Below are 25,253 nucleotides of genomic sequence, written 5' to 3' on the forward strand. Positions count from 1 at the left end.
AACGGAGCGAATGGAGCGAACGCACTGAGCGGGGTAGCGGAGTGGGAGCGAACAAAGGGTGAAAGAGATCCTCGACGACATCGACCGGTGGCGGGCCCTCGGACAGCGGGTCGCGGTGGCGCGCGTGGTCGGTCTCGATGGCTCTGGTCCGCGCGATCCCGGCGCCGCGATGGCGGTGAGCGAGAGCGGCGAGGTTGCCGGCTCGGTGTCCGGGGGTTGCGTCGAGGGCGCGGTCGTCACCGAGGCGCTCGCGGTCCTCGCAGGAACGCGCCCGCGTGGCGTCGTGTCGTTCGGCTACTCCGACGACGAGGCCTTCGCCGTCGGTCTCACGTGTGGCGGCACGATCCACGTGTTCGTCGAGCCCCTCGACTGGTGACCTCCGGCGCGGGCGATCCGGCGACTCCGGTCTTCCAAGCGCTCGAGGACGCCCTTCGCGCCGACGAGCCGGTTGCGTTGGCCACGGTGATCAACGGCAACGGCGTCGGCGCCAAGCTGCTCGTCACCCCCGGCGGCAAACCCATGGGTACCCTCGGAGATCCGGATCTCGATCGCGTCGTCACTCGCGATGCGCTCGGTGAGCTCGAAGCCGGGTTGACGGTGACCCGTCACTACGGCCCGCACGGTGAGGCACGCGAGCGTGACGTCGAAGTCTTCGTCGAGTCGTTCGTGCGCCAACCGCAGATGGTGATCTTCGGCGCAGTCGACTTCACCGCGGCGCTCGCTCGAGCGGCGAAGCTGCTCGGCTACCGCGTGACGGTCTGTGACGCGCGTGAGGTGTTCGCCACTCCCGCGCGCTTCCCGATGGCGGACGAGGTCGTGTGTGATTGGCCCGACCGTCACTTGAGCCGAATCGGTGACAACCTGGGACCACGTGACGCGGTGTGCGTGCTGACCCATGACGCCAAGTTCGACGTGCCCGCCATCGTTGGTGCACTCGGCACGCGAGTCGGGTATCTCGGCGCGATGGGAAGTCGCTCGACGCATGCCAAGCGGGTCGTGCGACTGCGCGAGGTCGGGGTGACCGACGCGGAGCTGACGCGGGTCATGGCGCCGATCGGCCTCGATCTCGGGGCGCGAACACCTGAAGAGACGGCCGTCTCGATCTGCGCCGAGATCATCGCGACCCGCACGGGCCACGCGGCGCCATCGCTGCGCGACACCGACGGCCCGATCCACGCCTGAGCCGCTCACATCAGGGGAGGAGCCATGGACCTGGGCATCACCGGCCGCCGTGCCGCGGTCGCCGCGGCATCCCGCGGTCTCGGCCTCGCTTCGGCGGTGGCACTTGCCGCCGAAGGCGCACAGGTGGCGATCTGTGGCCGCGACCGAGGCGCGGTCGAAGCCGCCGCGTCCACGCATGATCTCGTGCCGCTCGTGGCCGACATGAGCACGCCCGACGGCGCTCGCGGATTCGTGCAGGCGACGAGAGAAGCGCTCGGCGGGATCGACATCCTGGTGCCGAACGCCGGTGGGCCGCTGCCGGGGCGGTTCGCGGACGTCTCCGACCTCGAGGAGTACACGCGTGCCTTCCAGCTCAACTGCCTCTCGACGATCGCGATGTGTGCAGAAGCGATCCCGGCCATGCAGGCACAGCAATGGGGACGAGTCGTGGCAATCACATCGATCGCCGTCCGCCAGCCGATGCCGCATCTCATCCTGTCGAACACCGCGCGCGCCGGCGTGACCGGATTCTTGAAGACGCTCGCTCGCGAGGTCGCACCCGACGGGATCACGGTGAACTCACTTCAACCCGGTCTGCACGACACGGAGAGACTGCGCGCGCTCGGTGGCGCGGACGCGTCCGGCATTCCAAGCGGAACGCTGGGTCAGCCGGCGGACTTCGGTGCGATCGTTGCGTTCGTGTGCTCCGAGCAAGCTCGCTCCCTCACGGGTGTGGCAATCCCTGTCGACGGCGGCGCATACGCCGGCCTGCAATAGCCGTCACGTCACGCCGCAGCCAGAGTGGAAGAGCGCGATCAGCCGCCTACGCTGGCGATTGTGGACGATCGCCGGGTTCTCACGGTCCCGAACGCGATCTCGGTGATCCGGCTCCTCTGCGCACCGCTGTTCCTCTGGCTGCTCTTCGAGGCCGAGGAGCGCGCGGTTACGTTCGGCCTTCTCGCGGTCCTCGGCGCCACCGACTGGGTCGACGGTTGGATCGCCCGACGCTTCGACCAGGGCAGCCTCGTGGGGAAGGTGCTCGATCCCGTGGCCGACCGGATCCTCCTGCTCACCGCCGCGATCGCCTTGACCATCGACGGCGTGGTCCCCACCTGGGTGGGTGTGCTGGTCCTGGTCCGTGAGGCGCTCGTGAGCGCGGCCACGCTCGCGCTCGCCGTGGCCGGCGCAGCCAGGATCGATGTGCAATGGGCCGGCAAAGCGGGCACGTTTGCATTGATGTTCGCGCTGCCCGGCTTCCTTCTCGTCGACGTGCTCGATCCCGGCACCGGTCGCGATGCGGCCCAAGTCACCACCTGGGTTGCCACGGCCGGGGGTCTCGTCCTCGGATACCTCGCAGTCGCGCAGTACGTGCCGATCGCTCGTGACGCGCTGCGCGCCGGTCGCAGTGCCCGCGCGGGCACGTCAGGAGCTGCGGTATGAAGACCGAGCAGCCGACCGTCCCGCAGGGCGGCAGCGGGTATCCCGCTGCCGAGGGAGCGCGACCATGAAAGCCGTCATCCTCGCCGGGGGAGAAGGCACGCGGTTGCGTCCGCTCACGAGCAACCAGCCGAAGCCGATGATCCCCCTCGTCAACCGTCCGCTGATGGAGCACATCGTGACGCTCCTGGCTCGCCACGGCTTCGACGACGTTGTGGTGACCGTCGCGTACCTCGCCAACCAGATCCGTGACTACTTCGGCGACGGCTCCGACTTCGGGCCCCGCATGCGCTACGCGACCGATGAGACACCCCTCGGCACTGCAGGCTCGGTCCGCAACGCCGCCTCCGAGCTCGACGACACGTTTCTGGTCATCTCCGGCGACGTGCTCACCGACATCGATCTCACCGGGTTCATCAAGGCACATCGTGAGAGTGGGGCCACCGCGTCGATCGCACTCATGCGCGTCGAGGATCCGCTGGAGTTCGGGATCGTCATCACGCGCCCCGACGGCAGCGTGGAGCGGTTCCTCGAGAAGCCGAGCTGGGGCCAGGTCTTCTCCGACACCATCAACACCGGGATCTACGTGCTCGAGCCCGAGATCTTCGACCTGATCCCAGAGGGCGAGGTCGTGGACTTCGCCCAAGACGTGTTCCCCGCAGCGCTCGACAAGGGCCTTCGGATCCACGGCCATGTCGTCGACGGCTATTGGGAGGACATCGGCACCACCGACGCGTACCTGCGCGCGCACGCCGATGTGCTCGACGGCCGGGTCAAGGTCGACATCACCGGCTTCGAGATGAGCAAGGGGGTCTGGCTGGGCGAGGGCGCAGAGATTGATCCCGCCGCCGTGGTCGAGGGTCCGGCCGTCATCGGCGACAACTGCAAGATCGAAGCCGGAGCGAGGATCAGCGAGTACACCGTGCTCGGCACCGACGTGGTCATAAAGAACGACGCGACCCTCGAGCGTGCGCTCTGTCACGACCACGTCTACATCGGGCGCAACGCCCGGCTCCGCGGTTGTGTCATCGGACGGTCCACCGACCTGCGCGGCCATGCTCGCCTGGAGGAAGGCGTCGTGGTCGGCGACGAGTGTTTCATCGGCGAGCACGCGGTCGTCAACGCCGGCGTGCGGATCTACTCCTTCAAGACGGTTGAAGCCGAAGCCGTCGTCAACTCCTCGATCGTTTGGGAAAGTCGCGGTGCCCGAACCTTGTTCGGTCGACGGGGCGTACGAGGGCTCGCAAACGTCGACATCACGCCGGAGGTCGCGGTGCGCTTGGCCATGGCGTACGGCACCGCACTCAAACGGGGCTCGACGGTCACGACGAGCCGGGACACCAGCCGTGCGGCCCGTGCGCTGAAGCGTGCGGTGATCGGTGGCTTAAACCTTGCCGGAGCGAACGTCGAGGACGTCGAGCTCGCGACCGTCCCGGTCACCCGCTTTCAGGTTCGCAACAGCCAGGCGCGCGGTGGCATCACCGTCCGCCTCGACGCCGACGATCCAGACAGCGTCGAGATACGGATCTTCGACGCGGATGGGCGCGACATCGACGAAGGGATGCAACGAAAGCTCGAGCGGCTCCTCGCGCGCGAGGACTACCGACGTGCGTTCGCAGGGGACATCGGCGACATCGTGTACCCGCCGCGCTCGATCGAGTTCTACACGGCCGCCCTCGCGCGCTCCGTCAACGCCGAGAAGCTGCACGAACGCGCCTTCAAAGTGGTGCTCGACTACTCGTACGGCGCGGCGTCGATCGTGATGCCGTCGGTGCTGGCAAAGCTCGGCGTGGACGCGCTCGCGATCAATCCTTACGCCAGCACCGCCGCGAGCTCCGCCACCGAGCTTGACCAGCAGGTCGTCCGCATCGCCGAGCTCGTTCGCGCATCGGGAAGTCACCTCGGCTGCGTGATCTCGCCCGACGGAGAGACGATCGCCCTGGTGGACGACGAAGGTCACGCACTCTCACGCACCGAGGCGCTCCTGGCGCTCGTCACCCTCGTGGCCGAAGCCCGCCCGCACGCCCGCATCGCGCTGCCGGTATCCGTCACACAAGCAGCCGAGCACCTCGCGATGGCGCACGGCGGGGAGGTCGTGTGGACCAAGCGCTCCGATACTCACCTCATGGAGGTGGCCGCGCTCGGTGACATCGCCTTCGCCGCATCGCCGGAGGGCGGGTTCATCTGGCCGGAGTTCCTCCCGGCCTACGACGCCTCGGCATCACTCGCGCATGTGCTCGACCTGCTCGCGACGACCGGTCGAACCCTCTCGACCGTCGTCAAAGAGCTCCCACGGGTGCACGTCGCGCACGAGACGGTGCCGACAGCCTGGGAACGGAAGGGCGCGGTGATGCGTGAGCTCGTCGAGCTCCTGACGCGTGATGCCGAGCACGAGTTCCTCCTCGTCGATGGCGTCAAGGTCCTGCGCCCGGACGGCTGGGCGCTGGTGATGCCCGATCTCGAGCAGCCGACCACGCACGTCTGGGCCGAGGCCGAGAATGACGAGGCGGCCCACCGTCTCGCGCACGACTACGCGCTCGTGATTCGCCAGCTGCTTCGCTGAGCCACCTACGATGCGCCGACCCTGACACCGGAGTGGAGCAATGGAGTTTCCCGACAACCTGAGGTACAGCAAGGAGCACGAGTGGGTCGCGGTCGACGGCTCGCGTGCGCGCGTCGGGATCACGGACTATGCGCAGGACGCGCTCGGCGACATCGTCTACGTGCAGCTCCCGACGGTCGGCAAGGCAGTCGAAGCGATGGCCACGTGCGCCGAGGTCGAGTCCACGAAGTCCGTCTCCGACATCTACGCGCCGGTGTCGGGAACCATCACAGCGGTGAACGAAGCGCTCAACGATTCTCCGGAGCTCGTCAACCAGGAGCCCTACGGGGTGGGTTGGATCTTCGAAGTTGATCTGAGCGATCCGTCTCAGATCGACTCCCTGCTCGACGCGAGGGCATACCGCGCGTTGGTTGAGAGCGGTTGACCACTCGCGACCATCGACCACCCGCGGGTGCGCCTCGCTGGCGCTTGATCGACGACATCGGTAGCGACGCGTCCACCGATCACATGCGGACCGATGTCGAGCTGCTCGAGCAGGTCGTTGCCGATGGACAGCCAGCGTTGCGCCTGTACACTTGGTCCGAGCCGACGCTGTCACTCGGCCGGTTCCAGGACCGCGCGGATGTCGACGAGGCCGCCTGCGAAGAGCTCGGTGTTCGCATCGTGCGCCGCCCGACCGGCGGAGCCGCGCTCCTGCATGGCGCCGACCTCACCTACTCGGTTTCGCTGTCGCTTCCTTCGGGTGCGGACGGTGGTGTGCGCGCCGTCTACGACGTGATCGCACGAGCGCTGATCGCCGGCCTCGAGCTCATCGGCGTCACCGCGGCGATCGCCCGAAACGACGGGCCGCCAGGAGCAGTGTGCTTCGCCGGGCAACAGGGAGCCGACCTGCGGGTCGGCGATCGCAAGGTGTGTGGATCGGCACAGGTACGACGCGACGGCGCCGTCCTTCAGCACGGTTCGATCCTGCTACGACGTCTCGAGATCGACGAGTGTGACGTCGTTCGCACCGACTGCGACCATGACGCGCTCCTCCGCGCGACGGTCACGCTCGAGGAGCTCGCCGCGCCGAGTGATCCGCGCTCGGTTGCCGACGCGATCGTGAAGGGTTTCGCCAGATCCCTGCCCGTTTCCTTCGACCCTGCAGTGCTTGTGCCGCAGCGTTCCTACGCGCAGCATTGATGCAACCGGGCTCGCGTCGGTACCCTTGTAAGGGTGCGTTGTCGGCGCTGTGGCCACGAGAACGAAGTCGAGGCGAATTTCTGCTCGTCATGCGGTGAGCCGCTCGGCGAAGAGGACACCACCGTCTCCTTGGAGCTGATCGAAGGACGTCGCGCCCTCGAGCAGGAGATCGGGCACCTGCTCGATCAGCTCGCAGACGGAATGGGGATGCTCATCGTGCGGCGCGGACCCAATGCCGGGAGCACCTTCGTGCTCGCCTCGGACAACACGACGCTCGGTCGAGACCCGGAGTCCGACATCTTCCTCGATGACGTCACCGTGTCACGTCATCACGCCGTCATCGAGCGCGAAGAGGGCCACTACGAGGTCCGCGACGCGGGGTCGCTCAACGGTACCTACGTCGACCGCGAGCGCATCGAGACGTCCAAGCTCGGCGACATGAGCGAGCTCCAGGTGGGGCGATTCGTACTCACGTTCGTGGTCGGCGGCTCGGGGGAGCAGGCATGACCACCGAAGCCACCGCGAGCTCAGGCGCGCACCTGTCGATCGGCGAGGTGCTCGATCAGCTGCGCAGCGAGTTCCCCGACGTCACGATCTCGAAGATCCGATTTCTCGAGAGTCAGGGCCTCATCGACCCCGAGCGCACACCGTCAGGTTACCGACGGTTCTACCCACCCGACCTGCAGCGACTGCGTTGGATCCTCGTGCAGCAGCGCGATCACTTCTTGCCGCTCCGTGTGATCAAGGAGCGACTCGACGCGTTCGGGCCGAACGGTGCGCCCCGCATCGGCTCTGCCAACGGGGGCTCGCAGCCACCATCCACTGGCACGACGGCGACCCGACCCGTGTCGACGTCGCCCGGTGTCGCACCAGCACCGAGCACCCCTTCACCGCCCCAGACCGCACCGGCCGCGACCGCGCCGAGCACTTCCACTGCTTCGAGCGCGCCCGCGCCGGCCGCACGTCCACCCGCGCCGGCTACGCCCGTCGCCCCGCGTCCGACATCACCACCAGGGCCACAAGCCCAACCGTCGTCACCGCCGCGGCCGCAGGGTCCGCCGTCGTCACCCCCACGCGCACCGCGATTGCCGCTCGCCGAGCTCGACGATCACATCGACACCGAGGACGACGAGGAGCAGGTCGGCAGCATCCGCAACGGGCGCGACGTCGCAACGTCGACCGACCTGACACGCGGCGAGCTCCTCGAGGCGACCGGACTCACGAACCCGCAGCTCGACGCGCTCGAGTCCTTCGGAATCATCGTGGCGATGCGGTCCGACGACGACATCGACCGGTACGACGACGAGATGCTCGCCGTCGCCGAGCTCGCCGTCGGCTGCTACCGGCGGGGGATCGAGCCTCGGCACCTGAAGATGTACTGGCACTTCGCCCAGCGCGAAGCCGCGCTGTTCACCCAAGTGCTGCTGCCGTACGTCAAGCAGCGCAACCCGGCGTCGCGCGCCAAGCTCCAGGGCGAGCTGGAGGAGCTGGCTCGGCTGGGGCGTCGGCTGCGGACTGCGATGCTCAGGCGCGCGTTGCGCAGCACGCTCGCGGAGTGACTCAGCGCCAAGGCGCAGAGCCGGTCACCATCCTCGACGAGTCGGAGCTCGCCGAGTGCGCCGAACGCCTCGCCGCCGCGATCACGGCCGACCATCCAGAGGGTGTCGTGCTCGTCGGCGTGCTGAAGGGCGCGCTCGTGTTCCTCGCCGACCTGGTGCGCCGAATGCGCGGGATCGACGTGTGTGTCGACTTCCTTGCCATCTCGCGCTACGCGCCCGACTCCGGTCGGGTACGTCTGCTCAAGGATCTCGATCTCGACGTCACCGATCGTGACGTCGTCCTCGTCGAGGACCTCGTCGACACCGGACTCACGGTCGCGTACCTCGTCGAGCACCTCAACGTGCGCGGCGCGCGTCGAGTGGACATCTGCACACTGCTTGATCGCAGCGAACGGCGCATCGTCCCGGTGCCGGTCCGCTATGTGGGCCTCGAGATCCCCGGGGATGCGTACGTGCTCGGCTACGGCCTGCATCACGGCGAGCAGTACCGGAACCTGCCGATGATCGTGCGAGCAGATCCGGCGACGCTCGCGTCCCATCCCGACGCGTACCTGTCGCTGTATCCCGGTCCTGAACCGGCGAGACCAGGGTCTAGGGTGACCGCGAGGAGGACTACGCCGTGATCCAGATGTCACTGGTGGGTGTCCGGGTCGAGGTCCCCACGAACCAGCCGATCGTGCTTCTCCGCGAGGAGGAGGGGCAGCGCTACCTGCCGATCTTCATCGGCCCGCCCGAGGCGACTGCGATCGTCTACGCGCTCCAGGGGATGGAAACACCGCGGCCGATGACCCACGACCTGTTCAAGGCCGTGCTCGACGACCTCGCCGTCGAGCTCCAACGAGTCGTGATCACCGAGCTCCACGACGGCACCTTCTACGCCGAGATCGAGCTCGGCGGGAACGGCGAGACCCGCCGCATCTCGTCCCGCCCGTCGGACGCGCTCGCGCTCGCCGCGAGGTACCCGGAGCCGGTGCCGATCTTCGCCGCCGAGGCAGTGCTCGAAGAGGCCGGCATCCTGTTCGACCAGGACGAGGAAGAGGCCCAGATCGAGGAGTTCCGGGAGTTCCTCAACCAGGTCCAACCCGAGGACTTCGCCTCCGGGGAAGGCGGCTCACCGGGCTGATCGGCCTGACCTGGCTCCGGACCGAAACCGTTGACTCTCAGGCGGACGAGGAGTAGCGTCACATGGCCGTAACTACGCCTGTGTGACTCCCTGAGGCCCGCCCCGCGGGCCCGAGCCACCGGGGATGCGACCGGGAGGCGGCCTCGATGAGCACGAGCCAGGGGACCTTCGACGAGGCACGCGAAGGCGGCGGCTCTGCCGACCGCCAAAGCACGAGTCCGAGCCTGCGGGGGCGACCAGACGAAGTTGGTGATGGGCTGGGCTGGAGCGGGCCCAACGTCTGCGACATCGTCGGGATCACGTACCGCCAACTCGACTACTGGGACAGCACCGACCTGCTGAAGCCCTCGTTGGCTCCGGCGGCCGGGAGCGGGACCCATCGCCGGTACTCGTATCGCGACCTGGTGCAGCTCAAGGTCATCAAGGGCCTGCTCGATGCCGGCGTGCGCCTCCAGACCGCTCGCAAGGTCATCGAATCGTTGCGCAGCGAGCGCGGCGGCGACTGGCAAACCGCGAGCCTCGTGATCGACGGCACCAACACGGTGCTCGCACGCGACGGCGAGCACCTCTTCGATCTCGTGCGCACCGGCCAGGGCGTCTTCAACGTGGTCCCGGTCGGCAACATGGTGCAAGAGCTCGACGCCGCCATCCACCGGCTCGCGTTGCCAGGGTCGGCCGGTCACGCGACGGCGACCGAGCCCGAGCAGCGGGCAGCCGACGGGGGCTGAACGCGACCCGATGAGCACGGACCTGCCGCACGAGCAGGTTCGGTTCGCGCACAACTCGGAGCGGCAGTTCGCGAAGCTGCTCGACTTCTACGGCATCGCGTGGGAGTACGAACCGCGCACGTTCACGTTGGAGCGTGACCGCCAGGGCAACCCGGTGCAGGCGTTCACCCCCGACTTCTACCTCCCGACGTACGACGTCTTCATCGAGATCACCACCCTCAACCAGAAGCTCGTCACAAAGAAGAACCGAAAGGCGCGCCGGCTCCAGGAACAGCACCCGGAGGTCCAGGTGAAGGTGCTCTACCAACGCGACTACCTCCACTTGCTGGTGAAGTACGGCCTGGAGCCACCCGAGCAGCTCAGTGACATCGGCGGGGCTCCACCGACGCGTCTCGACCTCCGCCCGGAGCCGCGTCGAGCGCCAGGATCCGCGGCCGAGACCGCCTGAGTCATCCCTCCTGAGTCATCCCTCTCCGAGCAGCCGAGCGCCCCGTTGGGCGGGCTCGGGTACCCCGAGCCCGAGCGAGCGCGACCAGGGATTTAGGCTCCGACGCCGTGAGTCAACTGCGCCACAGCCCGCTCGACGCGGAGCATCGTGCGCTCGGCGCGCGCCTGGTCGAGTTCGGCGGCTGGGAGATGCCGATCCAGTACACGAGCGTGCTCGAAGAGCACCGCGCGTGCCGCCAGCACGCGGTGGCGTTCGACGTCTCGCATCTCGGATCGCTCCGGGTCACGGGCGCTGGCGCGCACGCACTCCTCCAACAGGCCTTCACGAACGATCTCGGTCGGATCGGGCCGGGCCGGGCTCAGTACACCCACTTGCTCGACCCCGACGACGCCCACGTCGTGGACGACATCATCGTGTGGTGGCTCACGGACGACGACTTCATCGTCATGCCCAACGCGTCGAACACGGCTCGGATCGTCGACGCGTTGGGCGATCCGGGCGGTTGCTCGGTCGAGGACATCACCTCGTCCCGGGCGATCATCGCGGTCCAAGGTCCAGAGGCGCGCGCGAAGCTGACGGCAGCGGTGCCCGCCGCGGCCGACGTCCCGCACTTCGCCGTCGAGGCGGTCGACTACGACGGAGCGCCCGGTTTCGCAGCCGGCACCGGGTACACGGGCGAAGACGGTGTCGAGCTGCACGTGCCAGTCGAAGCTGCGGCCAGCGTGTGGCGCGCCGTGTTGGCGGGCGGTGTTCAGCCGGCCGGGCTCGGTGCTCGTGACACGCTGCGCCTCGAGGCAGGCCTCCCACTCCACGGCCACGAGCTCGGGCCGGGCATCACGCCGCTCCAGGCCGGTCTGTCCTGGGTCGTGCGGTTCGACAAGGGCGACTTCCGCGGGCGCGATGTGTTGCTCGCCGAGAAGGAGCGCGGGGTCGAGCGCCGGTTGCGCGGCCTTCTCGTCGACGGCCGCCAGATCCCACGCGAAGGCTGCGCGGTCATGATCGACGGCACGGAAGTCGGCCAGGTCACGAGCGGCAACTTCTCACCGATGCTCGAGCAGGGGATCGCGCTGGCGTTCCTCCCGCCCGACGCCGCCGAAGGCACCAAGGTCGAGATCGACGTGCGCGGCCGCACCATCTCCGCACAGGTGGTGAAGCCGCCGTTCTTCGGCCGGTGAGGGGCCGCGGCTAGCCTCGGGGCTGCACAGCCGTCGACCCTGGGCGGGAGAGCCCGCTGCACGCGGGCGCCGAAGGAGCAACCACTCCCCGGAACCTCTCAGGCACCAGGACCGCCCGGGCGAGGCAACGCTGGAGAGTAGGTGCGAGAGCACCTCACCGAAGGGGAAAGCCGGCGAGCGCCGGCGAATCTCTCAGGTACCGCGACAGCGGGGGAGCCGAGGGTCACGACGAGTGGCTCGCTGGCACGTCGCGGACGGAGATCCCCAGATGACCACACTCCCGGAGCTGGAAGAGCCCGACGCCTTCGTGCGTCGGCACATCGGTCCGGACGACGCCGAGCAGCGCGAGATGCTCGACCTGCTCGAGTACACGTCACTCGACGGGCTCACGGACCACGCCGTGCCCGTCACGATCCGTGATCGAACACCGCTGGCGCTACCGGACGCGTGCGACGAAGTCACCGCGCTCGAGCTGTTGCACGAGCTCGTGGCGCGCAACACCATCGCGACCTCACTGATCGGCATGGGCTACTCGGGCACGGTCACGCCCAACGTGATCCTGCGCAACGTGCTCGAGAACCCAGCCTGGTACACCGCGTACACGCCGTATCAGCCCGAGATCTCCCAGGGTCGTCTCGAAGCGCTCCTGAACTTCCAGACCATGGTGACGGACCTGACGGGGATGGAGATCGCCAACGCCTCGCTGCTCGATGAGGGCACCGCCGCCGCCGAAGCCATGACGTTGTGCCACCGCATGAACCCCGACGCGGGCACGACGTTCTTCGTCGATGCCGACTGCCATCCTCAGACGATCGCGGTCGTCGAGACGCGCGCGATGCCGTTGGGGCTCGACGTTCGCGTCGGTAATGCCGAGGCCGACGTCCCGCCCGACGGGGTGTTCGGCGCGTTGATCCAGCAGCCCGGCAGCAGCGGCGTGCTGCGCGACCTCAGCCCCCTCGTCGACCGCCTGCACGGCCAAGGCGCGCTCGCGGCGGTCGCGGCCGATCTCCTCGCGCTGGCGGTGATCGTTCCGCCGGGGGAGCAGGGCGCCGACGTCGTCGTCGGGTCATCGCAACGGTTCGGCGTGCCCCTTGGCTACGGCGGCCCGCACGCCGCGTTCATCGCCACCCGCAGCGAGTACCAGCGGAGCCTGCCGGGTCGCCTGGTCGGCGTCTCGGTGGACTCGGGCGGCCGCCCCGCGTTCCGGCTCGCGCTCCAGACTCGGGAGCAGCACATTCGTCGTGAGAAGGCGACGAGCAACATCTGCACCGCGCAGGTGCTGCTGGCCGTGATGGCCGGGCTCTACGGCGTGTACCACGGACCCGACGGGATCCGCGCGATCGCGCGCCGAATCCACCGGTTGACCGCTGTGCTGGCCACCGGGCTGCGCGACGCCGGGATCGACGTGATGCACGACGCCTTCTTCGACACCGTGACCGTGCGTGTGCCTGGTCGAGCGGCGGCGATCGCCACCGGTGCGCGCGCACGCGAAATCAACCTCCGCGAGGTGAACCGAGACACGCTCGGCATCTCACTGGACGAGACGACCACCCGCCGCGTGGTGCAACAGGTGTGGGAGGCATTCGGGATCTCGGCCGCGGTCGACGACGTCGACGCTCACACCGAGGTTGCGATCCCTGCGGCCCTTGCACGCACGTCCGACTTCATGACCCACCCGGTGTTCCACTCGCACCGTTCGGAGACCGCGATGCTGCGCTACCTCCGACGGCTCGCGGATCGCGATCTCGCGCTGGACCGCACGATGATCCCGCTCGGTTCGTGCACGATGAAGCTGAACGCGACCGTGGAGATGATCCCGGTCACCTGGCCGGGGTTCGGGTCGATCCACCCGTTTGCGCCGGTCGACCAGGTCGGCGGCTACCTCGAGCTGTTCGCCGACCTCGAGACGTGGTTGTGCGAGATCACCGGGTACGACGCGGTGTCGCTCCAGCCCAACGCGGGCTCACAGGGGGAGCTCGCCGGTCTCCTCGCGATCCGCTCGTACCACCGCAGCAGGGGGGAGGAGCACCGCAACGTCTGTCTCATCCCGGCATCCGCGCACGGGACGAACGCGGCGAGCGCAGCCATGGCCGCCATGCGCGTGGTCGTCGTGAGCTGCGACCACCACGGCAACGTCGATGTCGACGACTTGAAGACCAAGGCCCACGAGCACGCCGACACGCTGGCCGCGCTGATGGTCACATACCCATCGACGCACGGCGTCTTCGAGGAGCAGATCCGAGACGTGTGCGCGGTCGTGCACGAGCACGGCGGCCAGGTGTACCTCGACGGCGCCAACCTGAACGCGCTCGTCGGCGTCGCGAAGCCGGGACACTTCGGTGCCGACGTATCGCACCTCAACCTGCACAAGACCTTCTGCATCCCTCACGGCGGGGGTGGACCCGGCGTCGGACCGGTGGCAGTGCGCGCGCACCTTGCGCCGTTCCTGCCCAACCACCCACTCGTGGCCGAAGCCGGACCAGCGACCGGCGTGGGCCCGATCTCCGCGGCGCCGTGGGGATCGGCCGGCATCCTGCCGATCTCGTGGGCGTACATCCGCTTGATGGGCGGGCCCGGACTGCTGCGCGCCACCCAGGTGGCGATCCTGAGCGCCAACTACGTCGCCCGGCGGCTCCACGAGCACTACCCGGTCCTCTACGCGGGCCCCGAAGGACTCGTCGCCCACGAGTGCATCCTCGACCTGCGCGCGATCACTCACGACACCGGCGTCACTGCCGAGGACGTGGCGAAGCGGCTCATCGACTTCGGCTTCCACGCGCCGACGATGTCGTTCCCGGTCGCAGGCACGCTCATGGTCGAGCCGACCGAGTCGGAGAGCAAGCACGAGCTGGATCGCTTCTGCGACGCGATGATCGCCATCCGGTCGGAGATCGGGCGGGTCGAGCGAGGGGAGTGCTCCGTCGAGGACAGTCCCCTGCGTCACGCGCCGCACCCGGCCGGCGACGTCGTCACCGACCAATGGTCCCGCGCGTACTCGCGTGACGAGGCCGCCTTCCCAACCGGCGGATCGCCCGATGACAAGTACTGGCCACCGGTCAGCCGCATCGACAACGCGTACGGGGACCGCAACCTCTTCTGCTCATGCCCGCCGATTGAGGCCTACGCCGAAAGGGAATGACGGGTTCGTGATCACCGCACAGCCAGGAATCTTCGCTCAGGGCACGCGCTCGCAGTACCACCTCGAGTTCGACGTGCGTCCCGGCACCAAGCCGGCAGCCGTCGCCGCAGCCGTCGCCAAGCTGCGCGAGCCGCTCGTCACCTCAGGCGGCACGAACATCGTGGTCGGGTTCCGCGCCGACCTCTGGCGCAGCATCGCGCCGGACAACACGCCCGAGAACGCGCACGACTTCGCAGGCATCGAAGGCGACGGACGGCGCGTGCCGGCGACACCGCATGACCTGTGGGTCTGGCTGCACGGCACCGGCCCCGACGTGCTGCTCGACAACGCCCGCGCCGTGGGGGCCGCGCTCGCACCGGTCGCGGAGCTCGCGCAGGAAGAGCCCTGCTTCGTGTACCTCGACAGCCGTGACCTCAGCGGCTTCATCGACGGCACCGAGAACCCTCCGGTCGAAGACGCACCGGACGTCGCGCTCGTCCCCACCGGTGCACCAGGGGAGGGCGGCTCCCACGTCATCACCATGAAGTGGGTCCACGACCTCGCCAAGCTCCACGCCCTCTCCGTCGAGGAGCAGGAGGCCGTCATCGGCCGCACCAAGCCCGACAGCCAAGAACGCGACGACAAGCCCGACACCGCCCACATCAGCAGAGTCGTCGTAGAAGACGAGAACGGCGAAGAGCTAGAGATCTACCGCCGCAGCGTCCCCTACGGCCGCATCAACGAGCTCGGCCTCTACTTCGTAGCCTTCAGCAACGACCCCACAAAGTTCGAGATCATGCTCGCCAGAATGTTCGGCACAGCCGACGACACACACGACCACCTCACCGACTTCACCAAACCAGTCAGCGCAGCCTTCTACTTCGCCCCGTCACTCACAGCCCTACGCGACCTGGCGTAGCGGCGCATCTCGCCCTCCCGCGTTCTCCAGCAGCCCGCCAAAGTCTGGCAACTTGACATAACGAGGCTTATCGGCACTTCGGCGCTCAGCCTTCACCGGCCAGCACGCCGCAGTCCCCCAGGAAGTCGAGCAGGCCGGGCGCCAGGTTCTGGTCACCGAGCTCGTCGACAGGCGTCCAGGCGGCTTCTGTGGCGTCGTCGCCGGCGATCAGTGAGGTGTCTGGTTCGAGGACCGTGACGGCAAAGTCCAGGATCACGAAGTGCGGCCCGCCCGGCGCGTCGTGGATGCGCTCGACCCAGCCGAGGAAGCGGTCGACGACCACGGGGATCCCGGCTTCTTCCGCCACCTCTCGGATCACCGCCTCGTGCAGGGTCTCGCCGAGCTCGACCCGCCCGCCCGGTACCGACCATGTGCCCGCCGCGGGGCCGTGACCACGACGCACCAGGAGGATCCGCCCGGCGTGGAGCGCCACAGCGCCCACGGCGACCTGCGGCGCGTTCACTCTGAGGAGCGCAGGGATCGGTGCATCACGAGTGACCGCGCGGTGAAACCCTGCTCTTCGAAGAAGTTCTTGGTCGCGCGGTGGCCGGGGAGTGCCATCGTGTCGATGCCGATGCACCCGCGCTCGGTGCAGAAGTCGATCAACGTCGCGGCCATCGCCTCCCCCACACCCACCGACCGTGCGCCGGCCTCCACGAACAGCTCGGTCACGCGACCGAGTCGCTCCCCCGTACGCATCGTCTCGATCTCAGCGACGCCGAAGCCCACGGCCGAGGCATCGATCGCGCCCACGACGACCAGCGCATCCTGGTGGTCGATCAGCGGCTGATACGTCTCGTCGAGCGGCTCGGGTCGTGCTTCACGGGCGAGCCACACGTCACCGCCGCGCATCGATCCGAGCTCTTCGCGCAACCCCTGCGCGAGGCGAACGATCTCCTCGAGATCGTCGGGGGTCGCGCGCCGGCAGCTCTCCACGGTCAGGAGCCGCGCGTGAGCTGTTCGATCTTCCCGAGGATGGTGTTGCGCGCGCGGTGTGCGGCCTCGTACTCGCGGATCGCCTCGAGGTCGGTGCTGGACAGGTCGTCGAGGTGGTCCACGACCTGGGATGCCGAGAGGTCGTCGTACCCCGGGATCGCGAGGTCGCCCCGATCGCGGTTCCGGGTGACGGCACCCGCCGCGTCCCGGTCGGCGCATTCGGCCACGTCGGCCGCGTCGGACGTGCCTGCGTCCGTCACTCCGAGCGCTACGAGCGCTTCCTCGGCTTTCTCGCGCAGCGCAGCAAGGCCGGTCGAGAGCACCCGCAGGACCTCTGGTCCGCCGTCGGTCGCCGCGGTCTCGCCAAGCGTGCGCACCTGATCGATCTGCTCACCGACCGACTTGCGGCGTTGGTCGAGCTCGGTGCGGCCGCGGGCCACGAACATGCGCATGAACTGGGGCGCGCTGTCGCGCAGGAAGAGCGCCAAGCCGACGGGTCCGTAGACGAGCAGCTCCTTGGCCCGCTCGACGGTCGCGTTTTCGTCGCTCACGAGCCGGAGTCTACGGCTGTCCTCCAGCGAGCTCGTACTCCCCCGAGCACCGTCACGGCGACGAGCGCGAGCCCGCACACGACCAGCGCCCAATCACCGAAGCGCACATACGGCGTCTGGCCGGTCGTCGTCTGCACGGTCCCCGACGTGATCCGGTTCTCGAAGAGTTCGCTGGTGTCGTGAACGCGACCATCGGGTTCGATCACGCCGGTGATCCCCGAGATCGAGGCGTGGAGCACCGGCCGGCCCGTCTCAGCCGCGCGCATCTGACTCAGCGCAAGATGCTGCGCCGAGAGTCCTGATCGCCGGTATGACCGGTTGTTCGTCGTGACGACGATGAGCTCGGCGCCGTCGCGGACGAAGCCGCGAACGAGGGGCGCGAACGCGGACTCGTAACAGATCACCGTTCCGAAGTCATGGCCACCTGCTCGGAACATCACTCGCTCGGTCCCTCGTTCGTAGTCGAACGGGATCCGATCGAGCTCCTCGATGAACGGGAGCAGATCTCGCAGCGGGACGTACTCGCCGTACGGGACGAGGTGCTGCTTGGCGTAGATGCCTTGGAGCTCTCCATCGGGGTCGTACGCGAGATTGCTGTTGGAGAGCCTCCCGCGAGCGGTCAGGACCCTGGCGTTTGCCAGCACGACGGCATCGTGGGCTTCGGCGACCGCGAGCAGCGCCGCTCGGACGTCGCGAAACCGCGTGGGATCCCGCTCGAGCGCGGACTCTGGGAACACGATCAGGTCGTATTCTCCGCGCAGCCGCGCTGCGAGCTCGAGGTGGTGGCGCATCAGAAAGTCACTGCGGATCTCAGCGGTCGTCAGATCGCGGTTCTGATCGAGCCCCTGCAGCAGCGCGAACCGCAGATCGCCCGTGACCTCCGGCTCGTAGCGCGCGACGCTCGCAACCACGGTGCACGCGACCAGCGCCGAAAGCCCCACACCAGCCCAGGCCAGACGCGTCTGCGTTCTGTGACGCACCGAATCGATCGCGTCGAGCACCAAGCCGTTGAACACGACGACGACGAACGAGACGAGCGTGACCCCACCGAGGCTAGCGAACACCCGCGCGACCGGGATGTCGTGCAAAGCCGCGCCGATCTCACCCCAGGGCACGCCTCCGAATGGAATGCGTCCCCGCGCCCCTTCGACCACCACCCAGACCGCGCCGATCAGCCAGGGCGTGCGCAGGCCTCGCCGCTCCAACACGGCGACGATCCCTCCCGCGATGGCAATGAATGCGGCCTCACCAACGACAGCCACGAGGACCGCGACAACGCCGAAGTACCGAGTCCACTCGAGCAGGACACCGAAGAACGCGAGGCCGAACAAGAACCCGTACAACGCGGCTCGCGCCGGGGTCGAACCGCGCCACGCCCACAGGAGTGGGACCAGAGCGACGAGCGCGGCCGGCCCGAGATCAACCGGTGGAAAGGAGATGCCGAGAACGATTCCTGCGGCGACACACGCGAGCGCGCGATCTCGCACGCCCGAAGCGCTCTTCGTGGTGCTCCGGCTCAGGCGCAGTCGCGGCAGAGCATCCGCGGTTCGTCAGCGAGTTGGGTTCGTGGGAGCACGAGGAAGCACGACGAGCACAGGAACTCACCCGGACGGCGGGGCATGATCTTGGTCGGCCCCTCGCCGCGGTCGTCGAGCTCAACCTCCTCCTCCTCGACCTCCTCTTCCTCGTCCTCCATCGTGGCGGCCGCGGTCTTCTCTTTGAGCAACGCATCCAGCGGCGCTTCGACGTCGTCGGGATGCAGCTCCTCGTCAAGGTCGAGACCGTCCTCTTCCTCGTCGTCGTCGCTCTTGGGCTCGGGCACAGCGACGACCGCGGCCACGACGGCTTCACCGTCGACCACCGGGATCACGTCGGGGTCGAGCGCTTCATCGAGATCCACGACATCGATGTCATCGTCGAGCGCATCGTCGTCGAGATCCTCCTCATCGAGATCCTCGTCGGGCGCATCGTCTTCGGCGTCCTCGAACTCTTCGTCGCTCATGTGCTCGATCTCCGGCCCGGTGCCGGGCTCATCAGGGGCCGGAGCATAATCCCGCGCCCGGTCCGCGACGCCGGAACCCGGGGATCGCCACGCACATTCCCGCGGCGCCAAAAGAAAGGAGGCCCAGGAGACCGTTGGGGCAACTGCTTAGCCCACCTCGCCGTTGGCGAGCGGGTTATCGCAGCCTTCTCTACTTGGTCTCCTGAGCCCCCGGTGCCCGCGTGTCCGGCACGCCGGCGCGCTCCTCCTCGAGGTCGCGACGACAACCGGGGTCGGGACGACAGGTAGTACGCCCGAAGAACCGCTCCGCTGTCAAGCGCGCGATCACCGGCCTGACCTGCACTGTCGCGCGTTGATGCTGGTCACCGCCTCGCGATTTTCGTGGTCCGTCAACGAGCAGCGCGCTTGGCCTCGGCCGCGCGCTCGGACTCGAGCCGCTCGAGCCCGTACGTCTCGTGATCGACGTGGCGCATCGCCGCGGCAAGGGCCCGGTGGCCCGCCTGCTGTTCGATGAGGTGGTGCATCTCCTGGCAGACCCGACGGTACGCCGGATGGCCCTGAGGCGACGTCCGCAGCTCGAGCATGTGCATCGCCTCACGAGCGTTCAGCTGCATCGCGAAGCGCACTCGGTGCGCGAGCGCGACCGCGTACGGAGCCTCGCGTGGGAAGAGGTCGAAGATGTCGTCGTGCAGAGCCGCCGATCGCTCCATGGTCTCGTCGAACTCCGCCGTCAGCCCAGCGTCCCCCACCTCGTCCGGCACCTCGTAGCCGTGCTCGGGCGTGAGCGCCTGCCATTCGATGGTCAGCATCCGGTGGCGCTGGAGGTCGCGGAAGGCCCCGTAATCGGTCAGCACGTCGAATCGGTAACCGGTCCGCTCGAACGCGCGCCCGGGCTTGTGTCGCCGGTTGGCGCGGTCCCCCACGTATGCGTCGAGCAGGGCCAACCGATCGTCGGCGCCAAGCGCGCGGACCCGCCGCAGCACCTGGTCGTCTGGCATGGCGACGTTCGGATAACAGATCGCGGCCAGGACCTTGTCTTCGCCCTCCGGGTCGAAGTCGGTCAGCGCGACGGCCGGACGCGGCTCGGGATCGACGTCCGCGAAGATCCGCGCGACCACCGCCTCGGTCTCGACGCGCGTCTGCTCGAGGTAGTCACTCCACGCGATACCACGATCTTCGCGGTCGACTCGTGTGAGGAACGAAGGGATCACCTTGCGCAGCTCGTCGAGCATCATGGCGGCGTAGACGCGGGCTTCGGGCAAGGGATGCGCGCGCATCCGCAGCAGCAACGCCTCGAAGGCTTGGCCGGTCCCGTAGATGCCCACGTTCGAGAGCGTCGCCGCGGGGAGCAACCCACGCGCGGCATCGCACGCCTTCGCCTTGATCGTCTGCTTGTAGACGAAGTCGGTGTCACCAGCCTGCTTCGGGAACGCCTCTCGGGCCCAGTCGGTCAGCAGCGGGAGACATCGTGAATAGGTGTCGAAGCTGGCGTCCATGTCGGCGATGTACCGGAGACCGAGTTCTGACTCGAGCACGCTCCGCGGGCGGTAGAAGCGGTACCGGCCGTCGAGGCGAGTGTCGTATGGGATGTAACGAGTGGACTGCTCGAGGTACGCCATGAGGCGCCCCCACTCAAGGATCTTCGTCAACACGTTCGACGCCTGCTCGCACGCCAGGTGCACACCACCGAGCTGCGCGACCGAGTCGTCGCCGTATTCGAGGAACACGCGGTCGTAGAGCTCCTCGGCTCGAGTCAAGCCGATGCTCGCGTCGACCGTGAGGTCGCCGGTGAGGTCAAGATCGCCGACGAACTCGTCGAGGAAGAGCCGGCGGAGGCTCTTCGGCGACCGCGAGTACCGCGCGAACAAGGCCCCCTTGACGACCTCGGGCAGGTTGACCAACGCGAACACCGGGCAGTCGAGGCTCGTGAAGTACGGCCGGAGCGTCGTCTCTTCGTCGGCGGTGAAGCGCTCGACCGCGTACTGCATCTTGGTGCTGTCCTCGATCCTCGATCGGGTCTCGTCTCGCCGCCTCGGCTCCCGTCGGCCGGGACGGTCGCCGATGGTACCGACGGCCCCCCGCTGCCCCAGGGATGGAGCCAGGAGGCGGCTACGGAACCAGCGTCAGGGCACCGGGCGCCAACGCCACCCGGGCCGTCCGGGCCCGGCCACCCCTCACCCCGTCGACCTCACATCGAACCGGGCGGTCCCAGCGGACGGTGACCGACGACCCCTGGGTCGTGTGGATCCCTGGGTGCGGAAGGTGGGTCCCGGTGGCCAACCGCGCGCGCATCTGCTTGGCCTGCGCGGAACCCATCGCGTACACGTGCACTTCGAGGCGGCCGTCGCCAGGATGGCCACGCGGAACCACGTCGAGGCCACGCAGGTACTCACCGTTGGCGACGACCACGCCGGTCGCACCGTTGTCCCACACCACTCGACCGTCCACTTCCACCCGGCACTTCCGAGATCGAAAGACCGCGCGCCGACGGTCAGGGGCCGTGCCCAGCACCACCATGTTGACCGCTGCGCCGATCGTGTCGACCATGAGCACGTCCAGTGAGACTGGAGCACGCAGCCCCGCTCCAGCAGTGAGCCCGAGCGCGCGCGCGATGTCGCTCGTGGAGTCGGGCACAAAGCGCACGCTGGCACCTGGCTGAGCCATCGCCGCCTCGGCCAATCGTGCATCACCGCCGACGACCCCGATGACGTGATCGCCCTCGAGCCCGCCGTCGGTCGTCACGAGGCCACAACGGTGGCGGCGCGGATCACCCCTCGCAAGCACGCGTCAATGCCCGAACGAGCCGTCGCCCTGGTCGTCTCGTCCGGCGCGCCGTCGGCGATCTGACCGAGCAGGTCGACGCACTGCTTGATGTTGCGGACGAAGTCGCCGCCGGCGAGCTCGTCATCGTCGAGGATCGCCACCAGCTCGTCACCGTTCGCCCATTCGTATGCGTACGGCGTGAAGCCGGGATCCGGCGCTCGGGTCTGCGGCAACCCTGCGTCGCTCTCCGCCGCGCTGAGCGAACGCCACAACCGCTCCACCCCGCGTGCGCGCTCGGCCACGCGACCGCTCGGCCATCGCATCGGAGGCGCGGGATCCCCACCGTCCGACCCCCGGCGCTCGTAGGCAAAGCACGACACGACCGCCACGGTCTCGGGCACCGTGAGACCGTCGAGCAAACCCTCGCGCAACGACTCGGCCAGCAACAGGTCGGTCTCGGTGTACAGCCGCGCCAGCAGCTCCCCTGCCGGTGCCAGTGTCCATCCATCGACGTAAGCCCACGACTCGAGCAGCTGACGAACCTGGTCCAGCTGACGGGCCAGGCTCTCGTTCCGACCGCGAACGCGCCGCTCGATCCGCTGAATGTCACGTTCGAGCCGTTCGATCGCTATTACCGCGCGCACGCGCGCTTCCCGTTGCTGGTCGGAGTTCACGGGATGATCCGCGATCGCGTCGGAGAGCTCCTCCACCCGGTCCGCGCTCGAACGCCCCCGCGACTGGCGCGCACGTACACGTCGCAAGGCATCGCCGGCCTCCCGTTGGAACGCACGGCTGCGCGGGGCGAACGGCTCGGGCAGCTCGATGCGAGCGACCGCCTCCGGAACATGCTCGAAGTCGTCGGTCCCGAGGCGAACGAGTTGCCGCGATGGTGACAACGCGAGCAAGCGCGGACCGCTCCGGCGCTCGTCGTGCGCGAGGACGACCACCTTGCCGCGCCGGCGCGTCCAGACAACGTCTCCTGGTTGCAGCGCGAGCAGCGCATTCGCAGCCCGGCGGTTCGAGCCTCGGTCCCGCCGGACTTCGTCGAGCTCGAGCCGCAGCTTCCGGTACTCAGCGACGTCGCCGTGCGGACTCTTCGCCCGCTCGTGCTCGCGCTCGAGGTCGACCCGGGCGCGCTCGAGCTGACGCTCGAGCGCCACGACGTCGCGGTCGGCATGGAACTGAGCGAATGACAGGTTGAGCAGGTGGTGCGCGGCTCCACTCGTGTAGCGCCGCACGAGGTTGACGGTCATGTTGTACGTGGGTCGGAACGACGACCGCAGCGCGTCGGTTCGGCGTGAGGCCAATCCCGCGACCTGCTCGAAGGGCACCCACGGGCTCCAGCACACGACCGCGTAGCCCACGTCGTCGATCCCCCGCCGGCCGGCTCGCCCGGTGAGCTGCGTGTACTCACCGGGCGTCAGCATCTCGTGGCGCTCCCCGGTGAACTTCGTCAGCTTTTCGATCACCACCGAGCGCGCCGGCATATTGATGCCGAGCGCCAGGGTCTCCGTTGCGAACACGACCTTGATGAGTCCGGCCGCGAATGCCTCCTCGACCGCTTCCTTCATCGGCGGCACGAGACCGGCATGGTGCGAGGCCAAACCGGCTTCGAGTCCGGCTCGCCACGCCGGGTATCCCAACGCGTGCAAGTCGTCCTCGGCGATGCCCTCGGTGTGAGCGTCGGCAATGGCCCGGATGCGCGCGGCCTCGTCCGGCGTTGTGAGTCGCGTACCGCTGGCCCGGCATTGTTCGACCGCCTGCTCACACCCGGCCCGACTGAAGACGAACACGATCGCGGGGAGCAGCCGCTCCTGCACCATCAGATCCAGCATCTCGACGCGCTGAGGAGGGCGGAGACCACTGGGCACCCGGCCCCGCACGCGGGGGCCGCGCCCCATTCGCCGATCGAGCTTAATCACCTGTGGATTCGGCGCGAGGTCGTCTTCGCTCCCCACGAAGGTAGGCAGAAGGTGGAGCGCGTCAACACCCCGCTCCCCCACGAGGTACCGGTGGTGGAGCACGACCGGCCGGCGCTCTTCGATCACCGCAGCGGTCGAGCCGCGAACAGTCTCGATCCACTCCGCGAGCTCCTCGGCGTTCGACACCGTGGCGGACAGACACACGAGATCGATCTCCGGCGCCAGATGGATGATCACCTCTTCCCAGACGGCACCCCGATACCGGTCCTGGAGGAAATGCACCTCGTCGAGCACGACGTAGCGCAGACCCTCGAGCGTCCCCGATGCTGCGTAGATCATGTTGCGCAGCACCTCTGTGGTCATCACCACGATCGGCGCGTCACCGTTCACCGAGTTGTCGCCCGTCAGCAGACCGACGCGATCCTGGCCGTATGCCTTGCGAAAGTCACCGAACTTCTGGTTCGACAACGCCTTGAGCGGGGTCGTGTAGAACACCTTGCCGCCGAGCGCGAGCGAGCGCTCGATCGCGTACTCGGCGACGAGCGTCTTGCCCGACCCGGTCGGCGCGGCGACGAGGACCGAGCGACCCGCGTCGAGCGCATCGATCGCCTGGCGCTGGAACTCGTCGAGCGGAAATCCCCGCGCCGCCTCGAACTCGGCGCGGTGGCTCACCCCGGAGCTGTGCTCGGCGTGGTCGTGGATGAGGGCGGGGGGGTCGTCGTGGCGGTGATCGGCGGTGGGGTGAACTCGGGTATGTCCGCGTCGGGGTCATCGGGCGCGAGGAGCCAGATGAGGGCTGACGCCACGGCTACGACGAGAGCAACCCCGAGCACGGCGGTGAGCACCTCACCGCGGGGGCGCGGCGGGCGGTATCCACGCGCGGGCGCGCGCGACGGGCTCATCGCTTGAGCGCCTTCCCGATCAGGATGCTGCCCTCGTAGAAGAAGTACATCGGTAGAGCCATGAAGAACAGAGAGTAGGGGTCCTGGCTCGGCGTGATCACCGCAGCGAAGGCGAAGATCAGCACGACGGCCCACCGACGCCACTTCACCAGCCGCTGCACGCTCAGCACCCGGGCGATCAGCAGGAACACCAGGATGACCGGAAACTCGAAGGCCAAGCCGAACGCGAGGATCATCAGTGTGACCAGCGAGATGTACTTGTCTGCGGTGAGCAGGGGCTGGAGATCCTCACCACCAGCGCTGAGGAGGAAGTCGAGCGCCTGGGGCAACGTGATCAGCGCGACGACACCGCCGAGCACGAAAAGCAGCACCGACGTGAGGACGAACGGCACCGCGTAGCGCTTCTCGCGTACGTGCAGGCCAGGCGTGATGAAGCGCCACAGCTGCCAGAGCCACACCGGGACCGCGAGCAGGATGCCGCCGTACGTCGCCACGCGCAGGCGGGTGACGAAGGCGTCGACGGGCCCGGTGAAGATGAAGTAGTGCTTCGTGCCCTTGGGGGCAGCGTCGATGTAGAAGTCCAGCAGCTCCCTGATGACGTCGGGGGCGAACACGTAGGCGACCACCGCGAACGCGATGACCGCAACGAGCGAGATCATGATCCGCCGCCGGAGCTCAGTGAGGTGCTCGACGACGGTCATGCGGCCGTCGTGGGCGCGTGGAGC

The 25,253-nt window shown here is 68.2% G+C and carries 25 protein-coding genes, 1 pseudogene and 1 riboswitch; of the genes and pseudogenes, 16 read left to right on the forward strand and 10 right to left on the reverse strand.

The window, feature by feature from the left end; translation table 11 throughout:
* Window positions 1–58: 58 nt before the first annotated feature.
* The 16 genes and pseudogenes from WEE69_12775 (at window position 59) to WEE69_12850 (ending at window position 15,413) form a co-directional block, all read left to right on the forward strand.
* Window positions 59–376 carry an XdhC family protein gene (locus WEE69_12775; protein MEX1146166.1) on the forward strand — a complete coding sequence of 106 codons (318 nt, stop codon included), beginning with the start codon at window positions 59–61 and terminating at the stop codon, window positions 374–376.
* Window positions 373–1,182: an XdhC/CoxI family protein gene (locus tag WEE69_12780; protein ID MEX1146167.1), complete on the forward strand. Its 810-nt coding sequence runs from the start codon at window positions 373–375 to the stop codon at window positions 1,180–1,182. The genes WEE69_12775 and WEE69_12780 overlap by 4 nt, the downstream gene beginning before the upstream one ends.
* A gap of 24 nt (window positions 1,183–1,206) precedes the next feature.
* Complete coding sequence (locus tag WEE69_12785; protein MEX1146168.1) at window positions 1,207–1,938, forward strand: SDR family oxidoreductase; 732 nt, start codon at window positions 1,207–1,209, stop codon at window positions 1,936–1,938.
* Window positions 1,939–1,998: 60 nt separating this feature from the next.
* On the forward strand, window positions 1,999–2,601 hold the full coding sequence (locus tag WEE69_12790; GenBank protein ID MEX1146169.1) for a CDP-alcohol phosphatidyltransferase family protein: 603 nt from the start codon (window positions 1,999–2,001) through the stop codon (window positions 2,599–2,601).
* Between the two features lie 64 nt (window positions 2,602–2,665).
* Window positions 2,666–5,161 carry a sugar phosphate nucleotidyltransferase gene (locus WEE69_12795; protein MEX1146170.1) on the forward strand — a complete coding sequence of 832 codons (2,496 nt, stop codon included), beginning with the start codon at window positions 2,666–2,668 and terminating at the stop codon, window positions 5,159–5,161.
* Between the two features lie 40 nt (window positions 5,162–5,201).
* The gene (gene gcvH / locus WEE69_12800; protein ID MEX1146171.1) at window positions 5,202–5,585 is read left to right on the forward strand and encodes a glycine cleavage system protein GcvH; all 384 of its coding nucleotides are present in this window, start codon (window positions 5,202–5,204) and stop codon (window positions 5,583–5,585) included.
* A 44-nt stretch (window positions 5,586–5,629) separates the two neighbouring features.
* Window positions 5,630–6,343, forward strand: coding sequence for a biotin/lipoate A/B protein ligase family protein (locus tag WEE69_12805; GenBank protein MEX1146172.1), 714 nt, complete (start codon window positions 5,630–5,632; stop codon window positions 6,341–6,343).
* 33 nt (window positions 6,344–6,376) lie between these two features.
* A complete protein-coding gene (locus WEE69_12810) occupies window positions 6,377–6,850 on the forward strand; it encodes an FHA domain-containing protein (protein ID MEX1146173.1) in 474 nt (157 codons plus the stop codon).
* Window positions 6,847–7,104 (forward strand): annotated as a pseudogene (locus WEE69_12815) (MerR family transcriptional regulator). Before WEE69_12810 ends, WEE69_12815 begins: the two are co-directional and overlap by 4 nt.
* 794 nt (window positions 7,105–7,898) lie before the next feature.
* Window positions 7,899–8,525 (forward strand): phosphoribosyltransferase family protein, encoded by a 627-nt coding sequence (locus WEE69_12820; protein ID MEX1146174.1) that lies wholly within the window; start codon window positions 7,899–7,901, stop codon window positions 8,523–8,525.
* Complete coding sequence (locus WEE69_12825) at window positions 8,522–9,025, forward strand: bifunctional nuclease family protein (GenBank protein MEX1146175.1); 504 nt, start codon at window positions 8,522–8,524, stop codon at window positions 9,023–9,025. The genes WEE69_12820 and WEE69_12825 overlap by 4 nt, the downstream gene beginning before the upstream one ends.
* Before the next feature lie 146 nt (window positions 9,026–9,171).
* Window positions 9,172–9,753 (forward strand): MerR family transcriptional regulator, encoded by a 582-nt coding sequence (locus WEE69_12830; GenBank protein ID MEX1146176.1) that lies wholly within the window; start codon window positions 9,172–9,174, stop codon window positions 9,751–9,753.
* A 10-nt stretch (window positions 9,754–9,763) separates the two neighbouring features.
* Complete coding sequence (locus tag WEE69_12835) at window positions 9,764–10,201, forward strand: hypothetical protein (GenBank protein ID MEX1146177.1); 438 nt, start codon at window positions 9,764–9,766, stop codon at window positions 10,199–10,201.
* Window positions 10,202–10,308: 107 nt separating this feature from the next.
* Window positions 10,309–11,376 carry a glycine cleavage system aminomethyltransferase GcvT gene (gene gcvT / locus WEE69_12840; protein ID MEX1146178.1) on the forward strand — a complete coding sequence of 356 codons (1,068 nt, stop codon included), beginning with the start codon at window positions 10,309–10,311 and terminating at the stop codon, window positions 11,374–11,376.
* A 34-nt stretch (window positions 11,377–11,410) separates the two neighbouring features.
* Window positions 11,411–11,500, forward strand: a riboswitch (glycine riboswitch).
* A gap of 144 nt (window positions 11,501–11,644) precedes the next feature.
* Complete coding sequence (gene gcvP, locus WEE69_12845) at window positions 11,645–14,515, forward strand: aminomethyl-transferring glycine dehydrogenase (protein MEX1146179.1); 2,871 nt, start codon at window positions 11,645–11,647, stop codon at window positions 14,513–14,515.
* Window positions 14,516–14,522: 7 nt separating this feature from the next.
* A complete protein-coding gene (locus WEE69_12850; GenBank protein MEX1146180.1) occupies window positions 14,523–15,413 on the forward strand; it encodes a Dyp-type peroxidase in 891 nt (296 codons plus the stop codon).
* 85 nt (window positions 15,414–15,498) lie between these two features.
* On the opposite strand, the gene WEE69_12855 is transcribed toward WEE69_12850, so the two are convergent.
* From WEE69_12855 to tatC, 10 genes are all read right to left on the reverse strand, one after another.
* A complete protein-coding gene (locus WEE69_12855; GenBank protein ID MEX1146181.1) occupies window positions 15,499–15,915 on the reverse strand; it encodes an NUDIX hydrolase in 417 nt (138 codons plus the stop codon).
* Window positions 15,912–16,388 (reverse strand): GNAT family N-acetyltransferase, encoded by a 477-nt coding sequence (locus tag WEE69_12860; GenBank protein ID MEX1146182.1) that lies wholly within the window; start codon window positions 16,386–16,388, stop codon window positions 15,912–15,914. Before WEE69_12860 ends, WEE69_12855 begins: the two co-directional genes overlap by 4 nt.
* A 2-nt stretch (window positions 16,389–16,390) precedes the next feature.
* Window positions 16,391–16,939, reverse strand: coding sequence for a hypothetical protein (locus tag WEE69_12865; GenBank protein ID MEX1146183.1), 549 nt, complete (start codon window positions 16,937–16,939; stop codon window positions 16,391–16,393).
* On the reverse strand, window positions 16,936–18,426 hold the full coding sequence (gene lnt / locus WEE69_12870; protein MEX1146184.1) for an apolipoprotein N-acyltransferase: 1,491 nt from the start codon (window positions 18,424–18,426) through the stop codon (window positions 16,936–16,938). The genes WEE69_12865 and lnt overlap by 4 nt, the downstream gene beginning before the upstream one ends.
* Before the next feature lie 29 nt (window positions 18,427–18,455).
* A complete protein-coding gene (locus WEE69_12875; GenBank protein MEX1146185.1) occupies window positions 18,456–18,941 on the reverse strand; it encodes a DUF4193 family protein in 486 nt (161 codons plus the stop codon).
* 389 nt (window positions 18,942–19,330) lie between these two features.
* Complete coding sequence (locus tag WEE69_12880; GenBank protein MEX1146186.1) at window positions 19,331–20,929, reverse strand: FAD-dependent thymidylate synthase; 1,599 nt, start codon at window positions 20,927–20,929, stop codon at window positions 19,331–19,333.
* A gap of 121 nt (window positions 20,930–21,050) precedes the next feature.
* Entirely contained in the window at window positions 21,051–21,683 is a 633-nt protein-coding gene (locus WEE69_12885; GenBank protein MEX1146187.1) for a hypothetical protein, read from the reverse strand.
* Complete coding sequence (locus tag WEE69_12890; GenBank protein MEX1146188.1) at window positions 21,680–24,298, reverse strand: DEAD/DEAH box helicase; 2,619 nt, start codon at window positions 24,296–24,298, stop codon at window positions 21,680–21,682. Before WEE69_12890 ends, WEE69_12885 begins: the two co-directional genes overlap by 4 nt.
* Window positions 24,295–24,528 carry a hypothetical protein gene (locus tag WEE69_12895; protein ID MEX1146189.1) on the reverse strand — a complete coding sequence of 78 codons (234 nt, stop codon included), beginning with the start codon at window positions 24,526–24,528 and terminating at the stop codon, window positions 24,295–24,297. The genes WEE69_12890 and WEE69_12895 overlap by 4 nt, the downstream gene beginning before the upstream one ends.
* Window positions 24,525–25,229, reverse strand: a complete 705-nt coding sequence (gene tatC / locus WEE69_12900; GenBank protein ID MEX1146190.1) for a twin-arginine translocase subunit TatC — start codon at window positions 25,227–25,229, stop codon at window positions 24,525–24,527. Before tatC ends, WEE69_12895 begins: the two co-directional genes overlap by 4 nt.
* Window positions 25,230–25,253: the final 24 nt, after the last annotated feature.

The sequence above is a fragment of the Acidimicrobiia bacterium genome, assembly GCA_040881685.1.
Lineage (GTDB): Bacteria > Actinomycetota > Acidimicrobiia > IMCC26256 > PALSA-555 > SHVJ01.

What these genes read in the sequence shown, in the direction of transcription:
- WEE69_12785 (MEX1146168.1), top strand. Translation starts at nt 1,207, where the DNA reads ATGGACCTGGGCATCACCGGCCGCCGTGCCGCGGTCGCCGCGGCATCC.
- WEE69_12795 (MEX1146170.1), top strand. Translation starts at nt 2,666, where the DNA reads ATGAAAGCCGTCATCCTCGCCGGGGGAGAAGGCACGCGGTTGCGTCCG.
- gcvH (MEX1146171.1), top strand. Translation starts at nt 5,202, where the DNA reads ATGGAGTTTCCCGACAACCTGAGGTACAGCAAGGAGCACGAGTGGGTC.
- WEE69_12830 (MEX1146176.1), top strand. Translation starts at nt 9,172, where the DNA reads ATGAGCACGAGCCAGGGGACCTTCGACGAGGCACGCGAAGGCGGCGGC.
- WEE69_12835 (MEX1146177.1), top strand. Translation starts at nt 9,764, where the DNA reads ATGAGCACGGACCTGCCGCACGAGCAGGTTCGGTTCGCGCACAACTCG.
- gcvP (MEX1146179.1), top strand. Translation starts at nt 11,645, where the DNA reads ATGACCACACTCCCGGAGCTGGAAGAGCCCGACGCCTTCGTGCGTCGG.
- WEE69_12875 (MEX1146185.1), bottom strand. Translation starts at nt 18,941, where the DNA reads ATGAGCGACGAAGAGTTCGAGGACGCCGAAGACGATGCGCCCGACGAG.
- WEE69_12880 (MEX1146186.1), bottom strand. Translation starts at nt 20,929, where the DNA reads ATGCAGTACGCGGTCGAGCGCTTCACCGCCGACGAAGAGACGACGCTC.
- WEE69_12895 (MEX1146189.1), bottom strand. Translation starts at nt 24,528, where the DNA reads ATGAGCCCGTCGCGCGCGCCCGCGCGTGGATACCGCCCGCCGCGCCCC.
- tatC (MEX1146190.1), bottom strand. Translation starts at nt 25,229, where the DNA reads ATGACCGTCGTCGAGCACCTCACTGAGCTCCGGCGGCGGATCATGATC.